Origin of the sequence: Staphylococcus lugdunensis, assembly GCF_002901705.1 — a bacterium.
GTDB classification, from domain to species: Bacteria; Bacillota; Bacilli; order Staphylococcales; family Staphylococcaceae; genus Staphylococcus; species Staphylococcus lugdunensis.
Map to the genome: position 1 here is coordinate 445918 of NZ_PPPV01000012.1, position 26785 is coordinate 472702.

Genomic DNA, 26785 nt, shown 5'->3' on the forward strand with positions numbered 1-26785 from the left:
AACATTAATTTATAGGGATTTTAACAGTAGTTTTTTTAATAGTGGTGACAAGTGACTCGGTAAATTTTCTACACCTTCAACAAAGATGGCATATTGACCATAAATATTATGAATTGTTTGTTCTATCTCTTCAGTAATTGGATCTTGACTTAAAAAGACATTAAATACTTCAATACCGTATTTTCTTGACATCTCAACAGCTTCATAAGTATCTAAGATACCATCTTGACTATAATTATATGCAGATGGTTCACCATCTGAAAAGACAATTAAAAATCGTTGGTTATGACTACGTCTCAATAATCGTTCACTACCAATTCTAATAGCTACGCCATCCCTATTATCATCTTGTGGATGGAGTGACATAATGCGAGGTGCACTACGTTCTAATGTAGAATAATCATAGTTGATAATTTCATCTATAATATTAGGTTGACGTGTTTCATCCGAATCAAAAGCATCTTCGTTAAATGCTAATATCTCATGTTTTACATTCAACGATTTTAATGTTTCATGGAACAAGACGACACCTTTTATTGTTTCTTCCATCTTGTCAAACATGCTTGCTGAAGCATCTACAAGTAGTGTAAAAGTTGCATCAAATGACTTACTCAAGTCCTGCTTCTTGTAGAATAATTTATATTGATCATCTATGAACCAATTGGTTAAATTTCGCTGCAAACGTCCCTTAGTTAAATTGTGGCGCTCATCTTGATGCTCACGCTCAATTGTTTTTTTTATAATTTGTATTAAATCTTTTGTTTCAAATTGGACATCTGATTTAACGGTTTGATACTGCATCAAATATTCTGGTAAGATATCAGGAATTTGCCATTTAATTTCAACATTTTCATTGATACCTTTTAGTGCAAACGAAGCATTTTGACCAATGGCACCACCTTCTTGGTTATCCAGCGTACTTTCAGAGCCACGTCCTTTTTTAGTCATCATATCTGTCATATCGTCAGATGAATCTCCTTCACGTGCTGTATCATTGTCACTCATGACATCACTGTTTTCGCCTTCGTGAAGTTCCATTTCTAGATAAGCGCCACCTTCTGACTTACTATCTTCCGCATTTGTATCGGCTTCAGCAGACTCAGAATCGGTTTCTTCATTTGTATTATCATGTCCATCTACATTAGCTGCATCAGTACGTTTTAACTCTTCAAATGTCATTTCTTGTATTGCTTCATATACCTTTTTAGGTAAATGATAATATTCATTCAGCATATCTTCCTTTAATATATCATCCACTTGAAACATAATACGTTGTGCGAGGTACATATTATCTTCAGAAGATCTATTTTGGAAGAAGTTAGGCAAATATTGGAACATATGATTTAATATATCATCTATTTGTGCATGAATTGTTGGAATCTCAAAGAAATTTTGAGTTAAAAATGCGCGTTCTAAATATAAAAATAGCAAATCTGTATACACGGTTTTAGTCTTATAAAATTTAATTTGTGATTCAGTATAAGACAAACGCGTTTGCAGACGTAAATCTATAATCTTAGCAGTACTAGGTCGATCATTACGTATATGATTAAATACTCGTGAATCTTCTAATAATCGAAAAATTTGCTGATAAAATTTAGGATGTTTAAATGCTTTGTCGTGAATAACCTCATTAACTATTTTTTCGTCCATCAATTTGTAACCGTAAGCAGCGAGCATGACGTCTGTTTTTAAACCTGCACGTTCAATTTGTTTAGGTCGATGAGACCAAAACCAGCTTGTAATCAATGTATTATTCATTGGATCATAATAAGGGAATTTTTGAATTTTAACGGTTGTCTGTTCGTTTTTTAAGAGCAAGCGTGCTAAATCTTGCAACATCATCACTTGTTTAGCATCTAGTTGCTCATCATTAAATTTTATAAAACGATCGCTCATAATCAACTATCCCTTTCTAAAAGTTTAATTCGATTGCATTTTTAATTGCCTGTTGTTCACGTTCATCTTCTAGTTTATCGATAATTGTTCGCTGTATGGCACGTTCAATAGGCATAACTGTAATTAAATCACTTAAATCTATTAAAGCACGTATACTAGCTGCTTCTTCAGAAATTTGGCCTTGTTTTGACATGGTTCTTAAGTCTTCATTAAATTTGATGATTTGCGCAATAATTTTATCGTCTTGCAAACGACTTTGCTCTTTAATCACATTACTTAATATGTCCCCATCAATATAGTCTACTTGAATAACAACAAAACGATTTTTAAGCGCTTCATTCATTGGTAATGTCCCTACATATCCTTCATTTATCGCTGCAATAACATTAAATCCAGGAGCTGCTTCAATTACTTCACCAGTAAAGGGATTTGTTAATTTGCGTCGGTAATCAAGTACACCATTTAATATTGGCAATGTTTCGGGTTTGGCCATATTGATTTCATCAATATATAAAATATGACCTTCTTTCATAGCACGAATGACTGGTCCGTCAATGAAAACAATTTCCTGATCACCTTGGTCATTTGTTTTAATCGTTTTGAACCCCAATAAGCTCTCTGCATCTAAATCAACAGAACAGTTTACTTGGTGCATTGGAATATGAACGACTTCACTTAAAGTTTCTGCTAATTTTGTTTTACCAGATCCTGTAGGGCCTTTTAATAAAATATTTTTATTCAATTCAAATAGCGCCTTCGCATCATTAAAAACCGATTCATCTGAATTTTTATATTGATTTTGTACCATTAATTTATGAACTCCTTTAGTTAATTAAATGAAAATAAGACCTAGGAAAGGAACAATTATCACTGTACTCAGCCTAGATCCTATATTTATTATTAAGTTATTGTACAATTACATTAAACTTATTTTCTATACTTCTTTAAAGTACGTTTTATAATAACCACCAACTAATCCAGAATTATCAATAATTTGATAATATTCTTCTGTTTCATTAATAACATCATATCGTTGTCCTATAGTTAACATATCGGATACTGTAAATTTTTTAGCATCTGTATTAACCACTTCAACTTGTTTAATTGGTGTTTTTGTTTTCCATGTTTCGTGTAGCATATTACATGACCTTCCTTTGTACAATTTATATAAATTTTAATTTTCTAATGTATAAATAAATGAAATACCACTATTTTCAGTGATGCGTATCGATTTAACATCACCTTGATTTAGTGTTTGATAAGGTACCCCTATTTCTTTAAGATCAGACAAGGCTTGATTAAATTGTTGTACATCTTGAGTAGCAAATTCTACTTGTTCTACAACACCCTCTTCAGTCATTTCGATTTGTGGTTCTGCTTGATATAAATGTATTTCCCCACCTAAACCACCATCTCCAATTTTAAATACTTGGATTTTTTTATTTTCGAATTCTGAGGATTCATATTCTGCAAAATGATGCAATCCAAAGACATGTGTAAGCAATGATGTCGTCACAGATAACTCATTCACTTGAAGGATTACCGGTCCTAGCCCTTGAACCTGATGCAAAGGATTAACTGAGCTATCAAAATCAGGCATACCTAATTGAATACCAACATTATGTTCATTTGAATAAATATCAAAAATTTGTTGGTTTTTATCCATAAAATTAAAATGTTTATGTCCATTTAATTCAGACATATCACCAAAAGTAATATTATGGCTCTTAAATATTTCCTGATATTCTATCAAACCTTCATCAGTAGGTGTACGAAATCCAACACTAGCAATATGTTGATTACGATAATCACTATGCGGTACTTCAACAAAATGTAATCGTGTACCTGGACTTAAATTTGCATCGCCAAAGCGCAATGCGTTGTTTTTATCAACAATATTCATACCAACTATATCTTTAAATAAAGCCTTTGTACTCATCATATCACTTGTCCCAATCGTGACACTTCTCAGTCCGCTCATAAAAGACACCCCTATTTTATTCATTTCATTGTCATTATAACTTATTTCTTAAATGATTTATATGATGAGGTTCTGAAGTACGCCATTCATTTTTTCGCTTCTCCCCAACCAGCAAATTATTTTGAGCTGTTTCATTTTAAAAGAACTAACACTATTCATGCAAGATAACGATTCAATTACATTTATAACTAATCTTTATATTTTAAATTAGTACTAAAAATAAATAGAGCAGGCCATCAAATGACAAACCTGCTCTTATAAAGATATATCATATTAGTTAATGCGTAATTATGATTCTAATAATAAATCTTCTGGATTTTCAATGAGATCTTTAATTGTTTTCAAGAAACCTACTGCTTCTTTACCATCAATAATTCTGTGATCATAGCTTAAAGCAATATACATCATTGGTCGATTTTCAATTGTATCTTTATCAATTGCAATTGGACGTGTCATAATTGAATGCATACCTAATATTGCTGCTTGACTACCATTGATGATTGGCGTACTCATCATTGAACCGAAGATACCACCGTTAGTAATTGTAAATGATCCATTTACCATGTCGTCTAAGCCTAATTTTTTATCACGCGCTTTAACTGCTAAATTAGCAATTTCTTGTTCGATTTCTGCAAAATTCTTCTTATCACAGTCCCTTACAAATGGAACTAATAAACCATCATCTGTTGATACAGCTATACCAATATCATAATATTGTTTCTTGATCATGTCATCTCCATCAATTTCAGCATTGACTTCTGGATATTTTTTCAACGCGGCTACTGCTGCTTTTGTGAAGAATGACATAAATCCTAATTTTGTACCATCATGATCTTGCATAAATTTTTCTTTTTTACGTTTACGTAATTCCATCACATTCGTCATATCAACTTCATTAAATGTCGTTAACATTGCTGTATTATTTGATACTTCAAGCAATTTATTAGCTGCTGTTTTCTTACGACGAGACATTTTTTCACGAATAACTGGTTTGTTTGGTGTCGAAGATGATGATGTTTCTGGCGCTTTTCTTTGTGCCGTTTCTGCTTTTTTATTTGATGACTGTTGTTGACGTTGATCAATATCTTCTTTTCTTACGACATCATTAGATTTACCTGCTACTTCAGCAAGGTCTACACCTTGTTTTAAAGCATGACGACGTGCTGAAGGTGTGGCATTTACACGTTGAGTATGTTTTTTTGCTTCGTCAGAACGATCTGCTTTTTCAGCTTCATCTTGTCGCTGTTCATGATCACGAGTTGTGTCTTTGTTAGCTGTATCTGTAGTTGTTTCTGACTCCGACTCACCTTTAGATTCAGCCTTAGCGTCAGATTTTGAAGCTTCTGCTGATTTCGCTTCAGCACTACCTTCTCCAACAATGGCAATGGCTTGTCCTACTTCAACAGTATCACCTTCATTAGCAAGTTGTTCTTGAATCACACCTGCATCTTCTGATACAACTTCCACATTAACTTTATCTGTTTCTAATTCTAAAATTGCTTCTCCTTTTTCAACAGAATCGCCAACATTTTTAAGCCATTCTGCAATGGTCCCCTCTGTAATTGATTCTGCTAATTCCGGAACTTTAACCTCTGGCATAAATAATTTCCCCCTAGTTTCGTTTTAAGACACTTTTAATAATGTTACTTTGCACAAGTTTATGAATTTCGCCATCGCCTTCAGCCGGAGCTGCGCGTTTAATTCTTCCATGATAGTTTAAATTAATTTGTTCTGGTGTGATAGATTTAAGATGTGGATATGCATATAACCATGCACCTTGATTTTGAGGTTCTTCTTGTACCCAACATACACTTTCGATATGCGGTAATGTATCAAATATTGCCTTTATCTCATCTTCTGGGAATGGATATAAACGTTCAACAGCAATTAATAATATTTGTTCATCTGGATTCTTAACCAAATATTCTTTCAAATCGACAAACATTTTTCCAGAAGCCAGTACAACTTTTTTCACTTTTTTAGGATTATAAGTCTCGGTAAGAATTGGTTGGAACTGCCCTTCAGTAAATTTATCAATAGGTTGTGCTACTGTTTTATTGCGCAATAAACTTTTTGGTGACATTACAACCAATGGTCTCATGGCTTGTGTTCCTAAGCTTGCTGCTTGAGCACGTAATAAATGGAAATAATTACTTGCGCTTGATAGGTTAACGACAGTGCTATTATTTTCTGCAGCTAATTGTAAAAAACGTTCTAGCCGTGCTGATGAATGTTCTGGTCCTTGTCCTTCAAAAGCATGTGGTAAAAATAATGTTAGGCCACTTCGTTCTCCCCACTTTGCTCGTGCGCTTGACATAAAATTATCAAACATCATTTGTGCCATGTTTGAAAAGTCTCCATATTGTGCTTCCCAAATATTAAAACTTTCTTTATTTTCAACATTATAGCCATATTCAAATCCAACTACTGCTGCTTCAGAAAGTGGCGAATTATGGACTTCAAACGTCGCCTTTTGATGTGGCACATGATGTAATGGCGTGTATGTGTCTCCAGTTTCTTCATCATGTAATACAGCATGGCGATGACTGAACGTACCACGCTCACTATCTTGTCCAGTTAAACGTATTGAAGTCCCATCTTGCAGTATTGTCGCAAATGCAAGTTGCTCTGCTTGAGCCCAATCAACTAATCCTTCCTCTTTCTCAAATGGTTCTCGACGCTTTTCTAATACTTTATTTAATTTTTTTAATATATGAAATCCCTCTGGATAAGATAACATCGCATCGTTGATTTCTTTTAACTTTTCAACTGAAAATGATGCTGTTTTACTTTCTAATGGCGCTTGTAGTGCACTTGGTCTAGCCATTTCAGGGTCATCCATTTTATCTGTTTTATCGATCTTATCTTGTGCTGCACGCATCTCTTTATGCACACGTTCAATTGTTTCATTCATATAATCTTCAGAGATAACACCTTCATCAATTAATTGTTTGCCATATAATAATTCCACTGAGTCATGCTGACGAATATTATGATAAGGCACTGGATTCGTAATTGATGGTTCGTCCATTTCATTATGTCCGTAGCGGCGATAACCGACTAAATCAATAACAACGTCTTTATGAAATTCCTTTCTAAATTCAAGCGCAATATCAATAGCTTCAATAGTTGCTTCCACATCGTCCGCATTAACATGTAAAATAGGAACGTCATAACCTTTTGCTACGTCACTTGAATATGTTGTAGATCGTCCATCAATCGGTTCTGTTGTAAAGCCAATTCTATTATTTGTAATAATGTGCAATGTGCCACCAGTGGAATAACCGTGAAGATTGCTTAAGTTCATTGTTTCAAAGTTAATACCTTGACCTGGGTAAGCAGCATCACCATGAATAATAATAGGCATAGATTGATGATAGTCTGTCGTAGGTTTTCCTACGCCATGTGTGTTATCTTGTGCTGCTCTCGTTTTTCCAATAACTACCGGTGCTACAATTTCTAAATGACTTGGATTATTCGCTAATGAAATACGTTGCTGAATACCATACGTATCCGTTGTTTTGACTCCGCCTAAATGATATTTCACATCACTTGTCCATCCAGCAGTTAATTCTAAGCTACCATCTTCAGGTAAGAACTTCATTGGATCAGTATGCATAAACTCCGATATCATCATTTGATATGGCTTTTCCAGAACATGTGTTAAAACATTTAATCTACCTCGATGTGCCATGCCAATTTGAATATTCTGAATTTCTTCTTCAGCCGCTCGTCTCAATGTATGCTGCAACATGGGCACTAATGTATCCACGCCTTCAATAGAAAATCGTTTTGCACCAACAAAGTTTTTATGCAAATATTTTTCAAAACCTTCAACGTGTGCGAGGGTATTAAATAAATACCTTTTTTGATCATGATTTAATGTAGCTTTATACGGCGTTTCAATTCGTCGTTTTAGCCACGTACGTTCTTTATTATTATTTATATGATTGTATTCAAAAGCAATTGGCCCCTTATAACGTTGTTCCATACGTTTAATTGCTTCATAGGCATTATCATATATATCTTTAAAATGATCTGAAACAATGCCTGCTGTTATACCTTCTAGAGTTTGTTTATCTAAATTAAAATCCTCGATTGTTAATTTAGGTAAATGTGTTCTTTTAGGAGGATTTATCGGATATATATCTGCTAATAAATGGCCATACTGCCTAATATTATCAATCAAGCGCATTACTCGCTTAATTGTGCTATCATCCGTTAAGTCACCACTCCCATCTGTGGCTGGCTGAGCTATAGTATGAGCTTCACCATTTTTTATTGTTCCGAATAACACTTGTAAATCATCAGGCACAGATGATGGATCTTGCAAATAATCATCATACAAATCAAGCATTAAACCAAGATTTGCGCCAAAGTTTACAGGTGCTTCTGTAACATCTGTCTTATCCTTTGTCATATGATACCCTCCACATAATAGTTAAACGCTTACACGTTAATAATAGCATTAATTTATGCATTGATAAAGTACATATATGGATTAAAAAATAAAAAGCAGAACCCATTCAAAATGTGATTCTGCTAACCTTTTCAGGCATTTAATTTTGTTGTTTATAAATAAAGAAAATGCATAATTCACCATTTCTTATACGATTATGCAAGGTTGGCGTCTTTTTCAAATTGAATAGTAAATGTAGTATATTGGTTAACTTCACTATCAACAGTGATATATCCACCATTTGCAGTCGCTAATTTTTCAGCAATAGACAACCCCAACCCATTTCCACCTTGACTACGGGCACGAGATTTATCAACACGGTAAAAACGGTCAAATATGAATTCTTGATCTGCTTTTGGTATACCTTGACCATGATCCGTGATTTTAATGGTAATTAATTTATTGCGTAATTGTGTTTCAACTTTAATTTTCTTACGCTTTGTATCATACTTCATAGCGTTATCTAAAAAAATAAGCAATAATTGTTCAAATTGATGACGGTTCATATATAGAAGTAATTGTTTGGGTGATAAATTAAGTTCAAAGTTGTAATCAGGATGCAATTGCTCTAAAGATTTAATACGCGTTCTTATTTCTATGTTTATATCAACTGGTTCATGTTCATTGGCTGAATGTGTAACATTATCTTTTGACAATAACAACAACTCTTCAACTAACTTTGTAATTCGATTCATTTCCTCAATGGAAATGTTGAGTGATTCTTCTAACACTGCTGGATCTTTTTTACCCCAGCGCTGAATTAAATTAAGATGGCCTTGAATAATTTGAAGTGGTGTACGCAATTCATGCGAAGCATCTTCTACAAATTGCCGCTGTTGATTAAATGACTCTTCGATTTGTAGCATCATATCATTAAATGTATCAATAAGGTTGTCTGTTTCTTCATAATTAGTTGTTAATTCTAATTTTTTCTGAAAACCATCACGCCGGATTTGAATCATTTTGTTTGACATAGTCACAATTGGTTTTGTGATTTGTGATGAAAATATGTAACTAATGCCTGCTGTAATAATAGTTGCAATAATACAAAATACTAAAGCAACAACATATATTGAACCTACAGTATTATTAAATTTTTGTAGGGAATGCACTAATACTGTATAACCATGAAAGCTTGGCGTATCAACTGTTTCAGTCAACACAATATAGTCTTCACCATTTCTGCTCATAATTTTTATGCGGTCATGATTATCCTTATCGAAAGCAGGATAAAAGTGTGTAGCATTATTGTTCGCAGTTTGAAATAATTTTTTTCCATTATGATCATAGATTAATACTTCTTGAAAATTCTCCAGCGATGCACTAATGTCTAATGGAGAAATTGTATCAATAGGTTTAGACTCCAATAAATTAGCTATATCTTTTGAGCTTCTTTCAGCTTCATCTAATTCACCATCTTTTAAGGTATCTTTCAAGAAAAAGATAATCACTAGACAGAATAACAAGATTGTTAAGAACATAATCAAAGTTGTAATAATCATCCATTTATATTTTAGTTTACGTTGTTTTATCATCGTATCACATATCCTACGCCTCGGACTGTTTCAATCGTTCTTTCTTTATTAAAAGGCTTTAACTTATTTCTTAAATATCTGATGTAAACATCTACAACATTCGTTTCAACTTCACTATCATATCCCCATACATGATCAAGTATTTGTTCGCGTTGCAAGACATGATTCCTATTTTCTGCAAGAACATACAAAAGATCATATTCTGTTTTAGTTAAATCTAGTTGTGTCCCGTCCACGGTTACTTCAAAAGCATTTTTATCAATAATAATACCATTAATATCGATAACATCTTTCTGGGGTTGTCTGCGTAAAATCGCTCGTATTCGAGCAAATAATTCTTCAATTTCAAATGGCTTTACAATATAATCATCTGCCCCATAATCCAATCCAGTTACTTTATCCATCGTTTCACTCTTTGCTGTAATAATAATGATGGGTGTCGTGTATTGCTGACGAACTCTTCTACAGATTTCTAAACCATTAATATGAGGCAACATTATATCTAATATAATCAAGTCATATGTTTTGGTTAACGCTTTATCTAAACCACTTTGCCCATCATTCTCTATGTCCACTTTATAATTTTCATGCGTTAATTCCAGCTCTAGAAAACGAGCTAAATTTTGTTCATCTTCGACAATTAAAATATTTGCCATTTCTCCACCTCTTTTGCATTACACTGTTTATTTCACTACCTGACTTTTCTATTTTATTATAATACAAAATATTTAACCACCAACCATAGTCTAAGATTTATGATTAACTTTCAAAAATTTATCATAAAAATTTCAGTTTTCTAATTGACAATCATTATCAATGATGTATAATAATAATTGAAAATGATTATCAATACCAAATAGAACTCCCCCCACATATTCGTTCTTATGGATTGATCATTTTCGAATTCCCCTTTTATATGCCCTTAAAAGACTAACGTAAAGCTTACAATAACGCTAAACGTGTACATAAAAGCAGCTCCCTAATGGTAGCTGCTTTTAATCTATATTTTGACACTGACATTCCTAATCGTATAACTCGGAATGTTAAGAAAAAATCGGAATATAAATTCCCAAAAATAGCACAAAGGTGATGTGAAATAAATCATCTTTGTGCTTCTTTATATTGAATACTTTATATTGTTGGCTCACTTGCTAAGGGGATAGCTTTAGGCACCTCAACCTGCTTTGCTTGTAGCCTTTCTTTTTGAAAGCCTTTTTGTTGGGGCCCCAGTCAAAGATATTTTTGTCCTAGCTGATTAGTTATGGCTATTTAAAATGATAGTTAATGATTTAACTTGCATTGATTTTTTAATTTGTAATGTTATAGAGTTTTTTTCTTAAAATTAGCGTTGATAAAACAATACAAAATACCCCACCAATGATACCGGCAACAATATCTGTAGGATAATGAACTCCTAAATAAACTCTAGAGATGGATACCATCAAAATCATTAATGCACATAAGCCAATAATAATACCTTTATCAGCGCCAGACATTTTACGGTTAATAATAAACATCACGCTTCCAAAGAATGCGGTCGAACCCATAGCATGTCCACTTGGAAAACTAAATCCAGTGATATCAATTAATCGCAATAAAGTTGGTCTTTCACGGTCAAATATATTTTTTAACACCGGATTGAGTATACTTGATAGTCCCATAACTAGTACAAAAAAGAGTGCTTCTATTTTACAACGTTTAAGCATGAGATAGGCAATCAGCATTAGAGAAAGTGACAACATGGCCCACACTTCACCAATTTTGGTTGCACCTAATAATATAGATGTCGTGATAAAACTTTCTGAAGCATAAATAAATTCGTAAACCTCATTATCAATCCACTTTCCCAAACGAGACTCATGAAAGAAAGCTATTATTCCAAACACTAATGTAAAAATAATGAGCAATGAAATGCGCTTCGTGCGGTTCACAAAATTTCCCCCTCTTAATGACTGAGTGCATCATCGATGATTTTATTTAATAAATCTTCTTTGGTATAACTTTCTTGATAGTCTGACATATGATTCATTATACTATCTCGTGATGCTTCAATATCTCCTAGCTGCTCTAATAGCTTAGTTGAGGATAGTTCTTCTTCTAAAACGACACGCCCGTAACCTTTTGATTCGAAATATTTTGCATTATCAATCTGGTCACCACGTGATTGGTCTAAACCTAAAGGAATTAATAACATTGGCAGTCGCAGCGTTAAAAATTCGTATATTGCATTTGATCCAGCTCGACTAACTACAGTATCTGTAATAGCTAACAGATCCGTCAATTCTTCTTTCACAAATTCATATTGTATGTAACCTTCTTTTTGAATCGAGCCATCAATAAGTCCTTTACCTGTTAGATGGATAATTTGGTAATCTTCGAGCAGTGCCTCTAAATTTTCACGAATAACACTATTTAATTTTTTACTTCCTAGACTACCTCCCATTACTAATAAGACTTTTTTATCTTTATCAAATTGAGTTAATTCATACCCTCTTGAAGCATGACCATGCTTTAAATCTTCACGTATGGTTGCACCAATAAAATCAGCCTTTGATTTTGGTAAGTAGTTCAGTGTATCTTCAAATGTTGTATAAATCTTTTTCGCAAATTTTAGACTAATTTTATTCGCTAATCCTGGTGTTAAATCAGACTCATGAATAATAGTGGGTATGTTTAAAGTACGAGCAGCAATAACCACTGGAACTGAGACAAATCCGCCTTTAGAAAACAACAAATCAGGTTTTTCTTTTTTAAGTATGCGGCGAGCATCCCATATTCCCTTTACCACTTTAAAAATATCTTTAGCATTTTCAACAGAAATATAGCGACGTAATTTACCACTTGAAATAGCATGGTATTCAATATCAGGTAATTGAGATTCTATCATTTCTTTCTCAATTCCTGCTTTTGAACCAATATAAAATGCACTATATCCATGATTTAACGCAGTGGGTATCAAACTTAAGTTTACTGATACATGACCCACTGTTCCGCCTCCTGTAAATGCAATTTTAGTCATAATTATAACCTCTATTCTTAAATGTTTTTATAATAGGCATAAAATGGTGCACCTCTATCAAATGGATGATAGTCGATTTCAGCTTCTCCAACTTTTGTAAAACCAAATTTTTCAAATAAACCTTGTGCAGGTTTATTCAATGCAAATGTATCTGTCAAAATAACATGTATACCGTGATCTGTTGCTAAATTAACAGCAAATTTAAATAATTCAGTTGCAGCACCTTTATATTCAGGATTTCCAGCTAAGCGATGAATAACATATGCGCCTTCCCGTTTAACTGGCCAGTCAAGTTTATCATACCATTCTGATTGTTGTTGGTCGACAACAATAAAGCCTTGGATTTCATCATTGTCCTCTAGTACATATAATGTTTGATTCGCAATATCTTCTTCAAAGTGTTCTCGCGCAGGATATTTGTCATCCCATTGATTATTATTAAATTCTTTCATTATTTCTTTGGCAGTTTCTACTAATGCTTCAATGTATGGCAAATCATTCTTAATTGCTAATCTAATCATGTTAAGAACACCTCTTTATTTTAATTTTTTTAAAAGTTCATTTAGAACTTTGTCTTCTTTATTTGCTTTTTCAACCAATTGTACTGTGAACTTATCATTTGTTTCCTTATCAAATTGTCCATTTACAGTTAAGTTATTATCTTGTTGAAATGCTTTAATTGCTTGTTCTAAGTTGTCGTCAAAGTCTTTAGATTCATTATCTACTTTATATCCTAATGCTGTTAGACCAATCTTCATAGCTTTCACATGTTTATTATTGTCTCCTTTATGATAGCTTGTATCATTCGGAATGACATTTAATGATTGGTATTTAGGCGTATCTAATTTGATATCTGGTTGAATACCTTTACCATGAATATAATGGTCCTTAGGTGTTAACCACTTCATTTGTGTATATTTTAGTAAAGAACCATCTTTAAATTCTTTTGTTGTTTGAACAATCCCTTTACCAAATGTTTTTGAACCATATACCTTAGCTATACCATAATCTTTTAATGCGCCAGTAAATACTTCAGATGCACTTGCCGAACCTTCATTCACTAAAATCGAAAATTTCATATCTTTCGCTTCTTTTAATGAGTCATTTGAAGTATCGATTGTTTCTTTGTCATTTCCTTTTTCTAATTTAACTACGGGTTTACCTTTATCTATAAAAATATTCGCCATTTTCACGGCTTCATCTAATAAGCCACCTGGATTATTTCGTAAATCCAATATGACATTGTGTACACCTTGTTTATGTGCATCTAAAATTGCTGATTTTAATTCTCCAGAAGTGTTTTCTTGGAAGCGATTTATGGTAATAACTCCAATTTGTCCTTTTTTCTTATATTCCACACTCTTAACATGAATTTTATCTCGTTTAATTTTTATGTCTTTTTCTTCAGAACCGCGTTTGATCGTTAAAGTTACAGTTGTGCCTCTTTTACCTCTAACCATTTTCACTACTTGATCTAATCTTTGCTTTTCAACAGATTTACCATTAACTTTAGTTACTATATCTTTAGGTCGTAAACCTGCTTTCTCAGCCGGAGATGATTTCATTGGACTTGTTACCATAATCTGATTGTTTTTTTGCTGCATTTCAGCACCGATACCAACAAAATCACCAGAAACTCCCTCATTAAATGACTCTGTTTTTTCTTTAGTCATATATTCAGAATATGGATCTTTCAACTCTTTGACCATACCGTCAATTGCAGCTTCAGTTAATTTATTAGGACTTTGTTTTTTATAATAATCATTGTTTAATGTCTTATATACAAATTGAATTTTATTCATCGCTTGTCGCTCATCTTTTGTGAGCCCACTCACTTTATGACTGATAGCTAAAGTAATGCAAACTGTAATTGCTATCGTAGCTAAAATTATAACGAGTTGTAGTACTACAAATTTCCAAAATCTGAATTTCACACTTTTATGCTCATCCATTTCGTCGATTTGTTGATGTTCAGTTTCTTGACTCACTTTAACACTTCCCTCTATGTAACTATTCCCTCATGACCTTCTTAAGGCTTTTTGGATATTATCAGTATGTCGTTTCTCGTCAATAAACGCAAATAAAAAAGTAGAGGTTGGGAGCATAAAAATACGATGCGTCTCAACCTCTATAATTAAATATTATAGAAATTTAGATTAAAATTTTAGCCACTCAGAGTATTCTTCATATAAATCGTCAAACACATACATTGGAATCGTAAATTCACTTTGCGTTTCTATATATTCTGATAGTTTATTAAAATCATTTTCATGCTTTGGAAATGATAAATCATTAAAAATTTGTTCAGCTAATTTTCCTTTGTCACCTTTACGTCCACGTGCTGTTAAGGCAAAATGATAGAATGAATAATCTTTCATTATTTCATTGTCACATCAACTACTTTTGTTTCACCTTTGACAATAGCGTTGACATCATTGATATTGATAGCGCTTGTTTGATCAGTATTTGTAATAATAACTGGAGATATTACAGACTTAGCATTATTGCTAATATACTCTAAGTTAAATTTCACTAAAGGATCTCCAACTTGAACAGTGTCACCGCTATTTACTAATACTTCAAAGCCCTCTCCATCTAGCTGAACTGTATCTAAACCAATGTGGACTAATAGTTCTAAACCATTATCCGCTTTTAATCCGATTGCGTGTTTTGTTGGGAATACGTTATCAACCTTCCCTTCGATTGGAGAAACCACTTCGCCTTCAGTTGGATTAATACCAAAGCCTTCACCCATCATTTTTTGTGCAAATACAGGATCTGGAATATCCTCAATTTTTACGTATTCACCAGTTAATGGTGCATAAATTTCAATATTTTTATTAACTTCTTTGCCTTTACCAAATAGCTTTTTAAACATTTTAGGTCACTCCTATTTTTCAAAATGAGGGATTAAATCCCCATAGCCTAACTCTTGTAATTTGTCATATGGAATAAATTGAATGGCTGCAGAATTGATACAATATCTTAATCCACCTTGATCTTTAGGACCATCATTAAAAACATGCCCTAAATGACTATTAGCTTGTTCTGAACGTACTTCAGTTCTCACCATACCAAATGTTTTATCAACTAATTCCACAATTTCATCATCATTCAAAGCTTTTGAAAAGCTCGGCCAACCACAACTCGATTCAAATTTTTCTTCTGATGTAAAAAGTGGTTGCCCAGAAATTTTATCAATATAAATCCCTTTTTCAAAATGATTCCAGTATTCATTTTCAAAAGGAGGCTCTGTTCCATTTTCTTGTGTAACAAGATATTCCATTTCGTTTAAGTCATCTTTACTCTTTTTAATCATTATGTCCTCCCCAATGTGATTCTATAAAACCTTTACGTCCCGAACCTTGTTGATACCGTTCGTAATGCTGTGGATTCTTTTTATAGTAATCTTGGTGATATGTTTCGGCAGGATAAAAGTTTTTGTATTCAATAATTGGTGTAATCACTGGTTTTTTAAAGATGCCTTGTTCATTTAATTGTTGAATTTTTAATTCAGCAGCTTTTTTCTGTGCTATATCATGATAAAAAATTGCTGGTTCATAGCTTTCGCCTCGATCAAAAAATTGGCCTTTATTATCAGTGGGATCAAAGGTTTTAAAATAGACATCTAATATGTTCTCAAAAGATGTAATATCAGGATTATACGTGATTTGTACGGCTTCTCTATGGCCTGTTTGATTAGTACAAACTTGTTCATAAGTAGGGTTTTCAATATGCCCTCCACTGTATCCAGAAACAACATCTTCAATACCAGGATATGAGGTGAAAGGTTTTACCATACACCAAAAACAACCACCAGCCAACGTTGCATATGCCATATCATTGCCTCCTTAATTATCTCATAATTCACGCTAATTTTTAGCTATTAAAAAGTAATTTACATTTACGATTTATGTTTTAACTCAGAATATTCCACTTAGTCTCGCAAAACAACCAAGCCTATAGCACCTTGGCCTGTGTGTGTTGAAACTACAGGTGTTGTTACATTAACATCATAATTTTCAAAGTCAAATGACTCTGTAAATTGATGTTTTACTTTATCAACAAATTCAATAACATTAGCATGTGCAATACCAATGGACTTTATTTTGTGATTTTCAACAAATTCTGCGATTTCTTTTTTTAAAAATTTAATACTCGCATTTTGCGTTCTTGAATTATGCACAATTTCAAGGCTGCCATCTACTAACGTACCAACTGGTTTAATTTTCATAATATTACCAATTAAGCCCTTCGTTTTACTAATTCTACCGCCTCTAATTAGTTGATTCAACTGCCCAATAACAACAAATAATTTAATATTTTGTTGCATATCTTTCACTTTTTGAACAATTTCATCAGTGCTATAACCTTTATTAATAATTTCAGATAAATATTTTATTTGATAACCTAAACCAAATGAAATAGATTTTGAATCAATAACTGTAACATCAGCCTCAACCATATGGCTGGCCTGAACGGCTGTTTGATACGTACCACTTAATCCAGATGACATGTGTATACTAATAATTTGAACACCTTGTTGACCCAATTCTTCATATTTATTGATAAATTTTCCAATAGAAGGTTGGCTCGTTTTAACATCAGCCTCATCTTCAATTCTGTTTATATATTCTTCCGACGAAATATCAACCTGGTCTACGTATGATTTACCATCAATCGTTAAATTGAGCGGTACAACATGGATTTGATGCTCTGCTAAGTATTGATGTGTTAAATCTGAAGTTGAGTCGGTAACAATAACCTGTTGTTTCATAAAGTCCTTCCCCCAAAAAATGATATATTTCGTATAATTTTAGACTATAACTTTACGTTTCAGTCATTAATAACTTCAATGGAGAATAGCATGTTACGTATTTTAAAGTCTATTTGTTAGTTATTATAAGCTGACAAAAGTACATTTTTCACTATTGCACTTTTTATTTATTTTAAACATTTAACTAATTATTCATGTTTGTGACACAAAATCTAACCCAAATTTGCATCTTTATTACTTAGGATTAATTATTTAAACATAACACTCACGTTGTTACTTTAGTTAGCATCATACTAACATTATTTATAAAGTACAACTGATTTATATTACAAATACGCATTAATGACGTTTATAGCTTAAGTCAAACTGAATTCTAAAATTATATTTAGCGAGCGATCGACTTTATGCCTTCAGCATAGAGAAAATACTAAAAAGCATTTCATCAAGCTTTGCGAGCTGTGAATTGGGGCTCCACGCCATTAGCTCTAATTTTTCTTACGTCTAACTAAATGTAAAAAAGTATGAGGAATTGTATTCTTTTCATCCAAAACACCTTCTTCTGAAGATGCAACTTCCCACTCTTCAAAAGTATATGGCGGAAAGAACGTATCACCTTTAAATTTCCCTTCTAACACAGTAATATACATATCATCTACTTTATCAATCATTTTGTCGAAAAGACTTTGCCCACCAAAAATAAATACATGACCTGGCAAATTATATATTTCATCAATAGAATGGATAACATCAACACCATCATGTTGAAAATTTTGATTATGTGTTAATACAACATTACGTCGATTAGGTAGAGGTTTACCAATGGATTCAAAAGTTCCTCTACCCATGACTAACGTATTGCCTGTTGACAATTTTTTCACATGCTTTAAATCATTAGGTAAATGCCATGGTAAATCGTTATTATAGCCAATCACGCGTTGTTGATCATGTGCTACTAATATTGATAATGTCATAATTGCACTCCTTTACTATTAGTTGTTAAATGCTTGTTTATCAAACAGCTATAGGCGCTTTAATCGCTGCATGTGATTGATAATTTATCAATTCGATATCCTCATAACTAATATCAAAAATAGATTTATCCGTATTAATACGAATGGTTGGTGGTTCAAAACTACTGCGACTCAGTTGTGTATGAACTGCATCTATATGATTAGAATAAATATGTGCATCGCCAAATGTATGGATAAATTCACCAACTTCTAAATCACATTCTTTCGCCACCAAATGGGTCAATAAAGCATAACTTGCTATGTTAAAAGGTACACCTAAAAAGATATCAGCACTTCGCTGATATAATTGACAACTTAATTTGCCATTTTGTACATAAAATTGAAACATAGTATGACATGGTGGTAAAGCCATTGTATCAACTTCTGCAGGATTCCAAGCTGAAACAATATGACGTCTAGAGTTAGGATGGGTTTTTATCTGTTCAATGACCGTCTTTAACTGATCAAAGTGATTGCCGTATTGGTCCACCCAATCGCGCCATTGTTTTCCGTATACATTTCCTAAATCTCCATATTTTCTAGCAAATGCATCATCGGTGAGAATATTTTCTTTAAATCGTGTCATTTCTTCTTTATATTGTGCTTTGAAATGATCATCAACCAATGAGCGATGACCAAAATTAGTCATATCTGGCCCATGATAATCAGAGGATTTAATATATTTTTCAAAAGCCCATTCATTCCAGATATTATTATTGTGTTGTAATAAATATCTAATATTCGTATCACCTTTAATAAACCACAGTAACTCTGTAGCCACCAATTTAAAAGACACTTTTTTTGTTGTTAGCAATGGGAATCCTTTGGTTAAATCAAAGCGCAACTGATGTCCAAACTTGGAAACTGTTCCTGTTTGCGTACGATCATCTTTATTTTTACCGATAGCTAATATATCTTCACATAAGTCATGATATGCAGCATCAAATGGATTTAACATTATTTAATCTCCTTTCTTAAATAAAATGTGTTAAATATTAGTTTTATTATACTAGAAAACTTAAAAGACTAAAAAGAAAATCTCCAGCGCTAAGTGAGAAATAGTACAATATTAGAATGATTACGCACATTTTTATATTTATTTAAAAAAGTCTAAATTGAAGTTTATTTCACTTCAACTTAGACTGTAGATTTTAGTTGCAATACTCATCAAAAGCATCTTTAATATCCATGCAAATATCTTGAATATCTCGTCCTTCGATATGTTCACGAGGAATAAAATGTTTTAATTCAGTTCCTTTAAACAAGGCGTAAGATGGGCTTGACGGTACTTGTTGAATATACGCTCTCATAGTTTGTGTAGCTTCTTTATCCTGACCAGCAAAAACAGTTATCTTGTGTGTTGGCTTTTTATCATTTTGATCTGCTACTGCTACCGCCGCTGGACGTGCTAAACCAGCTGCACAACCACATGTAGAATTGATTACTACAAAAGTAGTATCGTTTTCCCCAACTTGATTCATATATTGTGAAACTGCATCACTTGTTTCTAAACTTTCAAATCCATTTTCTGTAAGTTCAGCTTTCATTTGTTGTGCAAGCTCCCGCATATATTGTTCATATGGATTCATGATATTTCCCCCTCATAGTTTTCTTCTTTCAACATTACAATTTATTTCAAAACAAAGGTAACCCTTCAGCTCCGTTTTGAATATATAAAATTGTCATCTTAATTTATAATTTAACTTCATATACTAACGATCAGCCTATGACTTTAATACTTCTAATTTATTAAACAGCAACTTAATTAGATATAACAGTACGTCGTCAGACATATTATAAATCAATTTTTAACCGGTACGTTTATGCATTAAACTTTTCTTGGATTTTAGGAATTAATTCATCCCAATCTTTATCATTTTCCTTATCGACTGAAATAAAATCCATCACATAAAAGATAGAGGTTACACCTTCTATATCAAATAAGCGATTAATAAATTCAGGTTGTCCATCTGCAGCATGCGTGTAAGTATCTGATTTATTATCACTTCTTTTTTCTGACAGCGTAATTTTTATTGTATTTTGATTCGGTGTTTCGCTAATTGCTTCAATTTGCATAATTTACCTCCTATTGCAGTTCATTTCCAATTTGTTTAATTTGCTTACCCACTGAACATTCATTAATGCAAAAATGATGCGCTTGGGTCTTACCTTCTGTCTTTCTTATATGTGATTTCAACAAACAATGTTCACAATACGTGTTCATTAAATCATCTATCTTATGAATTGCATTCTGCTCGGAATGTGTAAGTATATCAGACACTCCTTTTAAGTCATTTTAGGCTTAATAGCACCTAATTTTAAATACATGTTAACATTATAGCTTAATTTATTATAATTTTGAATTATTCTATTTCTCATTACCACGAGCTTTTACTTATTATTCGTTATAAATGTGGTTATATTTAAATTGCATATTCGAATTTTTTGAAGTAAAATGTATAAGTTGTTTTTAGCGGTTTCTAAACACCCGCATTATCAAAATTTAGGAGGATTTCTATGTTTAATGAGATATTTGGGGCAGCAAGTTTTTTAGTTACTTTTATTTTAATGGTACTTATGTTTCGAGCTTTTGGCAAACAAGGCCTTATTGTTTGGATTGCTATAGGTACAATCATTGCCAATATCCAGGTCATAAAAACAATTCATATTTTTGGCATCTCAGCAACTCTTGGTAATGTCATGTTTGCTTCGATTTATCTAGCAACTGACATACTAAATGATATTTATGGTCGAAAGATAGCTAAAAGAGCAGTTTGGCTCGGGTTTTCTTCAACTTTAATTATGATTATTGTTATGCAAATGTCATTGCATTTCATTCCAGCACCTGAAGACATTGCGCAAAGTGGCATGGAAACGATTTTCAATCTTATACCAAGAATCGCACTAGGTTCTATCATAGCTTATATTATTGGTCAACATGTTGATGTGTTTATTTTTAGTATGATTAAAAAGATATTCAGTTCGGATAAAACATTTATTATTCGTGCTTATGGTAGTACAGCTTTAAGCTCAATTATAGATACTGCACTATTCGTGGCTATCGCATTTATAGGCACATTACCTGGTATGGCCGTGTTTGAAATTTTTATTACTACGTACCTATTAAAACTTTTATCTACAATACTAAACGTACCTTTTGGTTACATTGCTAAATCCATGTATCGTAAAGGTAAAATAGCTAACCTAGATAAAGATTACTAATATTCATTTAATATTATTGACTACACTTAAATAAACTAACTTGTTGATTATACCTAACAGTTATAGACATGAGCGGAATATGAGGTCACATATGACTTTATTCCGCTCTTTTTCTATATCATCTATAAATTTTCAATTGCTATAAACAAAGTTATTTCTTAAAATAAATTTGTATTATAAATTTAAAGTATTGCAGGTGTTGTTTCAATGGCTAAAATATTTTTTGATGCTGCAACCAATGGTAATCCCGGTGAAAGCTGTTGCGCCATTATTATAAAAGACGATAACAATCATCATATTTATACGCATTATATCGGCCTTTTAGATAATCATAGTGCAGAATGGGCAGCTTTTATTCGCGCTCTAGAATATGCACGTGAGCTTAATGTGACAAATGCTTTATTATATACAGATTCTAAACTTATCGAAGATGCTATGTTAAAAGATAATGTAAAAAATATAAAATTTAAACCGTATTTGGACCAAGTCAAAATATTAGAACCTAGTTTTGATTTATTATTTGTCAAATGGATTCCTCGAGAACAAAATAAAGAAGCAAATCATCATGCTAAACAAGCGCTTTACCAATATATTAAAAATAAAGATTGATCTAGAATAAGCCGTGTTTAATATAGGCAGCCGACTTCAATAATACCGATGCGTCAGATGCGTAATAAGGATAAATATCTATTTTAAAGTAGAATATGATTGGTTTCACATAATTTTGCTAAATGCTTTTTAAGCACTTTATGATATGAGCCAGAGATATCTTCTGCACTGATTAAAACTATCTACTCATCCAGCGATTGACCATCACCCATTATCCCCATTTCTAAGGCCCTATACTTCAATCATATATTCTGAGATTGAAGCATTAGCATCATAGCCTGTTGCTTCATTATTAAAAATGTAAAATTGTGTTATATGTTGTAGCATCATTGTGTTTTAATTTTTTGAGTAACCCAATAATCATCGTTACACTTGACTTATCATTCAGATGTCTTGATTTAATAAACCCCGTTTTTGGAATTTGTGTCCTTGAATCAAAACTCATAAAGTTCCCCCACTTCTATACATAAATCTCTAGTTTATTGTGCTGATTATGTCCTCTTATCAATGCGCACTTCCATATATTTATCATCTTTAGAACGTTTATTGCTGTCTTTATAAACATGAACACTTGTTTCATGTATACATATTGTTCCTGTAAATGTGCCTCCTGATTCAGTTTAAATTTCACATTTCTCATCTTCTATTAAGTTAAATCCACTAATAAAATCAATGTTCAAACGGCTATCTTCCTTAATTTCTTTAACCATTCAAGCTATTGTATCTACATGTTCATATATATAGCTTTGCTTCACATTGTGCTCGCCTTCTAAAGTAATGCACCTTTATTAGTTATCTGTGTCGGATAAGCTAACTGTTCAGCGTGCGCTTTGATATATGAAGTTGTATCTAGCATGAACCCTCTTAAAAGTTATAAAAATTCCCCATCCGTCCGATTTATTATACAACCTAACTCACTTACTTATTTGGTTATTTTAGGATTAATGTTATTGATATTTTTTAATTTATATAGGTAAAAACCAAAGAATTATTAACTTGGTCAACTAACACTTGTTAAGGAATAAAGTAAAGAATGTTTTGTTATAAATAAGTCATACTAAAAATATATATAAAATTAGTGTTCATAATTCAAAAATCAAATGTCATGTTTAATTATAAATTTCATGCGATATTTTTATTTATACCTTTAACAAAACAATTAAATATTAAAAAACTATATTTGTACACTCTTGTGTGTACAAATTGGTATTACATGTAAGCGGATTCATTTATATAATAATTCTTGTAAATCAATGCATTATAGGTTTAATACTACGGAGGTTATAAATATGGAATATATACCAATAATCTTAAATTGGTTTTCGCAGAATATCTTACAAAAACCAGCTTTCTTTGTTGGTTTGTTAGTAATGCTCGGTTACGCTTTACTTAAAAAACCGTACTATGCTGTTTTTGCTGGAGCTGTAAAAGCAACTGTAGGCTACATGATTTTAGATATTGCTGCTGGCGGATTAGTCACAACATTTCGGCCTATTCTAGCAGCTCTTAATTACAAATTCAGTATTGGTGCTGCTGTTATCGACCCTTATTTTGGATTAACTGCAGCAAATGACAAAATCGCTAATAACTTTCCAGAATTTGTAGGTATTGCGACATCTGCACTTTTAGTAGGATTTTTTGTGAATATCTTTTTAGTAGCATTACGCAAAATCACGAAAGTCAGAACGTTGTTTATTACTGGACATATTATGGTACAACAAGCTGCAACAATTACGGTAATGATTTTACTGATTCCAACATTCCGTGAAAGTCCATTACTTGCTACGTTTGGTATTGGTACAATATGCGGATTATATTGGGCAGTAAGTTCAAATTTAACTGTTGAACCTACACAACGTTTAACAAACAATGGTGGATTTGCGATTGGTCACCAACAACAATTTGCGATTTGGTTTACAGACAAAGTCGCATCAAAATTGGGTAACAAAGATAAAAATTTAGATAACTTAAAATTGCCAAAATTTCTAAGTATTTTTCATGACACAGTAGTTGCATCAGCTACTTTAATGTTAGTTTTCTTTGGAACCATTTTATTCATCTTAGGTCCAGATATTTTATCAAATGCTAAAGTCATCACAAGTGGTACTTTATACGTGCCAGAAAAACAATCATTCTTTATGTTCGTTATTCAAACGGCATTCACGTTCTCTGTTTACTTATTTATGTTAATGCAAGGTGTAAGAATGTTCGTTGGAGAATTAACAAATGCATTCCAAGGTATTTCTAACAAATTACTTCCTGGTTCATTCCCAGCAGTAGACGTAGCAGCTTCATTTGGTTTTGGTTCTCCAAATGCTGTACTGTTTGGTTTCGTGAGTGGTTTAATTGGACAAGTCATTATGATTGTCTTATTAATCGTATTCAAAAACCCAGTACTTATTATTACGGGGTTTGTACCTGTATTCTTCGATAACGCAGCTATTGCTGTATACGCAGATAAACGTGGTGGTTGGAGAGCAGCAATAATATTGTCATTTATTTCAGGAATAATACAAGTTACATTCGGCGCTTTAGCAGTATTATTACTTAGCCTTTCAGGTGGATATCATGGAAATATCGATTTAGACATTCCATGGGTACCATTTGCTTATATGTTTAAATATTTAGGTATTGCTGGTTATATTTTGGTTTGTGCATTCTTTTTACTTATCCCTCAATTACAGTTTAGACGCGCTAAAAATAAAGAAGCTTATTATTCAGGGATTCATCAATAACAAAAACAATAATTAATTATATTTAGGAGGAATTTTTATGATTAAAGTACTTACAGCATGTGGAAACGGAATGGGTTCATCAATGGTTATCAAAATGAAAGTTGAAAACGCATTAAGAGAATTAAATGTATTAAATGTTGAATCTGCATCTTGCTCAGTAGGAGAAGCTAAAGGAATTGCTAGTAATTATGATATAGTCATCGTTTCTAACCATTTAATTGCAGAGATGAAAGACTATACAAAATGCAAACTCATAGGCTTAGACAACTTAATGGATGACAATGAAATTAAAACTAAATTAAAAGAAGCTTTAAAATAATTTTTAGTTAGGAGCACAATACTTATGAATTTAAAACAAGCTTTGATTGATAACGATTCAATTCAGTTAGGTTTGACTGCGAAAGATTGGAAAGAAGCTGTTAAGTTATCTGTACAACCACTCATCGATAGTGGTGCTGTTAAACCTGAATATTACGATGCAATTATTGAATCGACGGAACATTATGGTCCATATTATATATTAACTCCTGGAATGGCTATGCCCCATGCTCGTCCTGAAGCAGGTGTAATAAGAGATGCATTCTCATTAATTATTCTTAACGAACCCGTAAAGTTCTCAGACGGAAAAGAAGTCAGTATTCTTCTTACATTGGCTGCAACGAGCTCGAAAATTCATAATTCAATTGCTATACCTCAAATTGTTGCACTTTTTGATTTAAAAGATGCAATTAGACGTTTAAATGATTGTCAAACTAAAGATGAAGTCCTTTCTATAATTGAAGAAACTAAAGATAGCCCTTATCTTGAAGGAATTAAATTTTAAAATTTATTTATAAATAATATTAAATTTAATTAGAAAGTAGGAAAAGAAATGACAAAGAAATTACCTAAATTGCAAGTAGCATTAGATCATTCAACAATGTCTGATGCGGTTAAAGCTGCTTCACTCGTTGGAAATGAAGTTGATATCATTGAGGCTGGAACAGTTTGTCTTTTACAGGTAGGAAGTGAACTAGTAGAAATACTAAGTAAACTATTTCCTAATAAAACAATTGTCGCTGACACTAAATGTGCAGATGCTGGCGGAACAGTAGCTTTAAACAACGCCAAAAAAGGAGCTGACTGGATGACATGTATATGCTCAGCAACTATACCAACAATGAAAGCTGCACTTAAAGCTATTAAAGAAGAACGAGGTGATCAAGGAGAAATACAAGTTGAATTATATGGAGATTGGACTTTTGAAGAAGCTCAAAAGTGGCTCGATATTGGTATTGAACAAGCAATATATCATCAGTCGCGCGATGCTCTATTAGATGGCGAAAGTTGGGGGGGAAAAGATCTTTCAAAAGTGAAAAAATTAATCGATATGGGCTTCCGTGTATCTGTTACGGGTGGTTTATCTGTAGAAACACTTAAACTTTTTAAAGGTATAGATGTTTATACATTTATTGCTGGTCGTAGTCTTACAGAAGCTGAAGACCCACTATCTGCTGCACGTGAATTTAAAGATGAAATCAAGCGTATTTGGGGGTAAGA

Annotated in this window: 29 protein-coding genes and 1 pseudogene; 6 read left to right on the top strand and 24 right to left on the bottom strand. The window is 32.6% G+C overall.

Annotation, left to right across the window (positions count from 1 at the left end; genetic code table 11):
- Positions 1-9: 9 nt before the first annotated feature.
- The 23 genes and pseudogenes from CD041_RS02915 to CD041_RS03020 all read right to left on the bottom strand — a co-directional run bounded on the left by CD041_RS02915 (position 10) and on the right by CD041_RS03020 (position 20961).
- Positions 10-1899: a vWA domain-containing protein gene (locus tag CD041_RS02915; protein ID WP_002459146.1), complete on the bottom strand. Its 1890-nt coding sequence runs from the start codon at positions 1897-1899 to the stop codon at positions 10-12.
- 16 nt (positions 1900-1915) lie between these two features.
- The gene (locus CD041_RS02920) at positions 1916-2707 is read right to left on the bottom strand and encodes an ATP-binding protein (RefSeq protein WP_002478216.1); all 792 of its coding nucleotides are present in this window, start codon (positions 2705-2707) and stop codon (positions 1916-1918) included.
- Positions 2708-2833: 126 nt separating this feature from the next.
- Complete coding sequence (locus tag CD041_RS02925; protein WP_002459148.1) at positions 2834-3037, bottom strand: DUF6501 family protein; 204 nt, start codon at positions 3035-3037, stop codon at positions 2834-2836.
- A gap of 36 nt (positions 3038-3073) precedes the next feature.
- Positions 3074-3880, bottom strand: a complete 807-nt coding sequence (locus tag CD041_RS02930) for a VOC family protein (protein ID WP_062077615.1) — start codon at positions 3878-3880, stop codon at positions 3074-3076.
- A gap of 288 nt (positions 3881-4168) precedes the next feature.
- Complete coding sequence (gene odhB, locus CD041_RS02935; protein ID WP_070648565.1) at positions 4169-5479, bottom strand: 2-oxoglutarate dehydrogenase complex dihydrolipoyllysine-residue succinyltransferase; 1311 nt, start codon at positions 5477-5479, stop codon at positions 4169-4171.
- A 13-nt stretch (positions 5480-5492) separates the two neighbouring features.
- Positions 5493-8300: a 2-oxoglutarate dehydrogenase E1 component gene (locus CD041_RS02940; RefSeq protein ID WP_070815408.1), complete on the bottom strand. Its 2808-nt coding sequence runs from the start codon at positions 8298-8300 to the stop codon at positions 5493-5495.
- Between the two features lie 194 nt (positions 8301-8494).
- On the bottom strand, positions 8495-9874 hold the full coding sequence (locus CD041_RS02945; RefSeq protein ID WP_002459152.1) for a HAMP domain-containing sensor histidine kinase: 1380 nt from the start codon (positions 9872-9874) through the stop codon (positions 8495-8497).
- The gene (locus CD041_RS02950) at positions 9871-10530 is read right to left on the bottom strand and encodes a response regulator transcription factor (RefSeq protein ID WP_070648570.1); all 660 of its coding nucleotides are present in this window, start codon (positions 10528-10530) and stop codon (positions 9871-9873) included. The genes CD041_RS02945 and CD041_RS02950 overlap by 4 nt, the downstream gene beginning before the upstream one ends.
- Before the next feature lie 135 nt (positions 10531-10665).
- Positions 10666-10764, bottom strand: a pseudogene (locus CD041_RS12280) (hypothetical protein); the annotation flags it as partial.
- Positions 10765-11181: 417 nt separating this feature from the next.
- On the bottom strand, positions 11182-11805 hold the full coding sequence (locus CD041_RS02955) for a phosphatase PAP2 family protein (protein WP_002459155.1): 624 nt from the start codon (positions 11803-11805) through the stop codon (positions 11182-11184).
- 14 nt (positions 11806-11819) lie between these two features.
- Entirely contained in the window at positions 11820-12893 is a 1074-nt protein-coding gene (murG, locus tag CD041_RS02960) for an undecaprenyldiphospho-muramoylpentapeptide beta-N-acetylglucosaminyltransferase (protein ID WP_002459156.1), read from the bottom strand.
- A gap of 17 nt (positions 12894-12910) precedes the next feature.
- Complete coding sequence (locus CD041_RS02965; RefSeq protein WP_002459157.1) at positions 12911-13414, bottom strand: GNAT family N-acetyltransferase; 504 nt, start codon at positions 13412-13414, stop codon at positions 12911-12913.
- Positions 13415-13429: 15 nt separating this feature from the next.
- Positions 13430-14845 carry a S41 family peptidase gene (locus tag CD041_RS02970; RefSeq protein WP_207754615.1) on the bottom strand — a complete coding sequence of 472 codons (1416 nt, stop codon included), beginning with the start codon at positions 14843-14845 and terminating at the stop codon, positions 13430-13432.
- A 204-nt stretch (positions 14846-15049) separates the two neighbouring features.
- The gene (locus CD041_RS02975) at positions 15050-15271 is read right to left on the bottom strand and encodes a YozE family protein (RefSeq protein WP_002492786.1); all 222 of its coding nucleotides are present in this window, start codon (positions 15269-15271) and stop codon (positions 15050-15052) included.
- Positions 15271-15771, bottom strand: coding sequence for a PTS sugar transporter subunit IIA (locus CD041_RS02980; RefSeq protein WP_002492789.1), 501 nt, complete (start codon positions 15769-15771; stop codon positions 15271-15273). Before CD041_RS02980 ends, CD041_RS02975 begins: the two co-directional genes overlap by 1 nt.
- 12 nt (positions 15772-15783) lie before the next feature.
- Entirely contained in the window at positions 15784-16212 is a 429-nt protein-coding gene (msrB, locus tag CD041_RS02985; protein ID WP_070815409.1) for a peptide-methionine (R)-S-oxide reductase MsrB, read from the bottom strand.
- Entirely contained in the window at positions 16205-16732 is a 528-nt protein-coding gene (msrA, locus tag CD041_RS02990) for a peptide-methionine (S)-S-oxide reductase MsrA (protein ID WP_062077609.1), read from the bottom strand. Before msrA ends, msrB begins: the two co-directional genes overlap by 8 nt.
- Before the next feature lie 98 nt (positions 16733-16830).
- Positions 16831-17670, bottom strand: a complete 840-nt coding sequence (fakB, locus tag CD041_RS02995) for a DegV family protein (RefSeq protein WP_002459163.1) — start codon at positions 17668-17670, stop codon at positions 16831-16833.
- A gap of 485 nt (positions 17671-18155) precedes the next feature.
- Positions 18156-18641 (bottom strand): dihydrofolate reductase, encoded by a 486-nt coding sequence (locus tag CD041_RS03000; RefSeq protein ID WP_002459164.1) that lies wholly within the window; start codon positions 18639-18641, stop codon positions 18156-18158.
- Positions 18642-18681: 40 nt separating this feature from the next.
- On the bottom strand, positions 18682-19638 hold the full coding sequence (locus CD041_RS03005; protein ID WP_002478224.1) for a thymidylate synthase: 957 nt from the start codon (positions 19636-19638) through the stop codon (positions 18682-18684).
- Positions 19639-19831: 193 nt separating this feature from the next.
- A complete protein-coding gene (gene brxA / locus CD041_RS03010; protein WP_062077608.1) occupies positions 19832-20269 on the bottom strand; it encodes a bacilliredoxin BrxA in 438 nt (145 codons plus the stop codon).
- Positions 20270-20501: 232 nt separating this feature from the next.
- Positions 20502-20756 (bottom strand): NifU N-terminal domain-containing protein, encoded by a 255-nt coding sequence (locus CD041_RS03015; protein WP_002459167.1) that lies wholly within the window; start codon positions 20754-20756, stop codon positions 20502-20504.
- 10 nt (positions 20757-20766) lie between these two features.
- Entirely contained in the window at positions 20767-20961 is a 195-nt protein-coding gene (locus tag CD041_RS03020; protein ID WP_080606578.1) for a zinc-finger domain-containing protein, read from the bottom strand.
- Positions 20962-21197: 236 nt separating this feature from the next.
- On the opposite strand from CD041_RS03020, the gene CD041_RS03025 reads away from it, so the two are divergent.
- On the top strand, positions 21198-21902 hold the full coding sequence (locus tag CD041_RS03025) for a queuosine precursor transporter (RefSeq protein WP_002492666.1): 705 nt from the start codon (positions 21198-21200) through the stop codon (positions 21900-21902).
- Positions 21903-22109: 207 nt separating this feature from the next.
- Positions 22110-22511: a ribonuclease HI family protein gene (locus CD041_RS03030; protein ID WP_002492661.1), complete on the top strand. Its 402-nt coding sequence runs from the start codon at positions 22110-22112 to the stop codon at positions 22509-22511.
- Positions 22512-22803: 292 nt separating this feature from the next.
- Here CD041_RS03030 and CD041_RS12285 read toward each other — a convergent pair whose 3' ends face one another.
- Positions 22804-22956 carry a peptidase M42 gene (locus CD041_RS12285; protein ID WP_062077604.1) on the bottom strand — a complete coding sequence of 51 codons (153 nt, stop codon included), beginning with the start codon at positions 22954-22956 and terminating at the stop codon, positions 22804-22806.
- A gap of 844 nt (positions 22957-23800) precedes the next feature.
- On the opposite strand from CD041_RS12285, the gene ulaA reads away from it, so the two are divergent.
- From ulaA to CD041_RS03055, 4 genes are read left to right on the top strand one after another with little or no spacing between them, the layout of a single operon-like run.
- Positions 23801-25246 (top strand): PTS ascorbate transporter subunit IIC, encoded by a 1446-nt coding sequence (ulaA, locus tag CD041_RS03040; protein ID WP_002478227.1) that lies wholly within the window; start codon positions 23801-23803, stop codon positions 25244-25246.
- A gap of 37 nt (positions 25247-25283) precedes the next feature.
- The gene (locus tag CD041_RS03045; RefSeq protein WP_002459174.1) at positions 25284-25565 is read left to right on the top strand and encodes a PTS sugar transporter subunit IIB; all 282 of its coding nucleotides are present in this window, start codon (positions 25284-25286) and stop codon (positions 25563-25565) included.
- Between the two features lie 24 nt (positions 25566-25589).
- Positions 25590-26069, top strand: coding sequence for a PTS sugar transporter subunit IIA (locus CD041_RS03050; protein ID WP_002459175.1), 480 nt, complete (start codon positions 25590-25592; stop codon positions 26067-26069).
- 48 nt (positions 26070-26117) lie between these two features.
- Positions 26118-26783 (top strand): 3-keto-L-gulonate-6-phosphate decarboxylase UlaD, encoded by a 666-nt coding sequence (locus CD041_RS03055; protein WP_080606579.1) that lies wholly within the window; start codon positions 26118-26120, stop codon positions 26781-26783.
- The last annotated feature ends 2 nt before the right edge of the window (positions 26784-26785 follow it).

What these genes read in the sequence shown, in the direction of transcription:
- CD041_RS02915 (WP_002459146.1), bottom strand. Translation starts at nt 1,899, where the DNA reads ATGAGCGATCGTTTTATAAAATTTAATGATGAGCAACTAGATGCTAAA.
- CD041_RS02920 (WP_002478216.1), bottom strand. Translation starts at nt 2,707, where the DNA reads ATGGTACAAAATCAATATAAAAATTCAGATGAATCGGTTTTTAATGAT.
- CD041_RS02925 (WP_002459148.1), bottom strand. Translation starts at nt 3,037, where the DNA reads ATGCTACACGAAACATGGAAAACAAAAACACCAATTAAACAAGTTGAA.
- CD041_RS02930 (WP_062077615.1), bottom strand. Translation starts at nt 3,880, where the DNA reads ATGAGCGGACTGAGAAGTGTCACGATTGGGACAAGTGATATGATGAGT.
- odhB (WP_070648565.1), bottom strand. Translation starts at nt 5,479, where the DNA reads ATGCCAGAGGTTAAAGTTCCGGAATTAGCAGAATCAATTACAGAGGGG.
- CD041_RS02940 (WP_070815408.1), bottom strand. Translation starts at nt 8,300, where the DNA reads ATGACAAAGGATAAGACAGATGTTACAGAAGCACCTGTAAACTTTGGC.
- CD041_RS02945 (WP_002459152.1), bottom strand. Translation starts at nt 9,874, where the DNA reads ATGATAAAACAACGTAAACTAAAATATAAATGGATGATTATTACAACT.
- CD041_RS02950 (WP_070648570.1), bottom strand. Translation starts at nt 10,530, where the DNA reads ATGGCAAATATTTTAATTGTCGAAGATGAACAAAATTTAGCTCGTTTT.
- murG (WP_002459156.1), bottom strand. Translation starts at nt 12,893, where the DNA reads ATGACTAAAATTGCATTTACAGGAGGCGGAACAGTGGGTCATGTATCA.
- CD041_RS02965 (WP_002459157.1), bottom strand. Translation starts at nt 13,414, where the DNA reads ATGATTAGATTAGCAATTAAGAATGATTTGCCATACATTGAAGCATTA.
- CD041_RS02970 (WP_207754615.1), bottom strand. Translation starts at nt 14,845, where the DNA reads ATGGATGAGCATAAAAGTGTGAAATTCAGATTTTGGAAATTTGTAGTA.
- CD041_RS02975 (WP_002492786.1), bottom strand. Translation starts at nt 15,271, where the DNA reads ATGAAAGATTATTCATTCTATCATTTTGCCTTAACAGCACGTGGACGT.
- CD041_RS02980 (WP_002492789.1), bottom strand. Translation starts at nt 15,771, where the DNA reads ATGTTTAAAAAGCTATTTGGTAAAGGCAAAGAAGTTAATAAAAATATT.
- msrB (WP_070815409.1), bottom strand. Translation starts at nt 16,212, where the DNA reads ATGATTAAAAAGAGTAAAGATGACTTAAACGAAATGGAATATCTTGTT.
- msrA (WP_062077609.1), bottom strand. Translation starts at nt 16,732, where the DNA reads ATGGCATATGCAACGTTGGCTGGTGGTTGTTTTTGGTGTATGGTAAAA.
- fakB (WP_002459163.1), bottom strand. Translation starts at nt 17,670, where the DNA reads ATGAAACAACAGGTTATTGTTACCGACTCAACTTCAGATTTAACACAT.
- CD041_RS03000 (WP_002459164.1), bottom strand. Translation starts at nt 18,641, where the DNA reads ATGACATTATCAATATTAGTAGCACATGATCAACAACGCGTGATTGGC.
- CD041_RS03005 (WP_002478224.1), bottom strand. Translation starts at nt 19,638, where the DNA reads ATGTTAAATCCATTTGATGCTGCATATCATGACTTATGTGAAGATATA.
- brxA (WP_062077608.1), bottom strand. Translation starts at nt 20,269, where the DNA reads ATGAATCCATATGAACAATATATGCGGGAGCTTGCACAACAAATGAAA.
- CD041_RS03015 (WP_002459167.1), bottom strand. Translation starts at nt 20,756, where the DNA reads ATGCAAATTGAAGCAATTAGCGAAACACCGAATCAAAATACAATAAAA.
- CD041_RS03025 (WP_002492666.1), top strand. Translation starts at nt 21,198, where the DNA reads ATGTTTAATGAGATATTTGGGGCAGCAAGTTTTTTAGTTACTTTTATT.
- CD041_RS03030 (WP_002492661.1), top strand. Translation starts at nt 22,110, where the DNA reads ATGGCTAAAATATTTTTTGATGCTGCAACCAATGGTAATCCCGGTGAA.
- CD041_RS12285 (WP_062077604.1), bottom strand. Translation starts at nt 22,956, where the DNA reads ATGAGTTTTGATTCAAGGACACAAATTCCAAAAACGGGGTTTATTAAA.
- ulaA (WP_002478227.1), top strand. Translation starts at nt 23,801, where the DNA reads ATGGAATATATACCAATAATCTTAAATTGGTTTTCGCAGAATATCTTA.
- CD041_RS03045 (WP_002459174.1), top strand. Translation starts at nt 25,284, where the DNA reads ATGATTAAAGTACTTACAGCATGTGGAAACGGAATGGGTTCATCAATG.
- CD041_RS03050 (WP_002459175.1), top strand. Translation starts at nt 25,590, where the DNA reads ATGAATTTAAAACAAGCTTTGATTGATAACGATTCAATTCAGTTAGGT.
- CD041_RS03055 (WP_080606579.1), top strand. Translation starts at nt 26,118, where the DNA reads ATGACAAAGAAATTACCTAAATTGCAAGTAGCATTAGATCATTCAACA.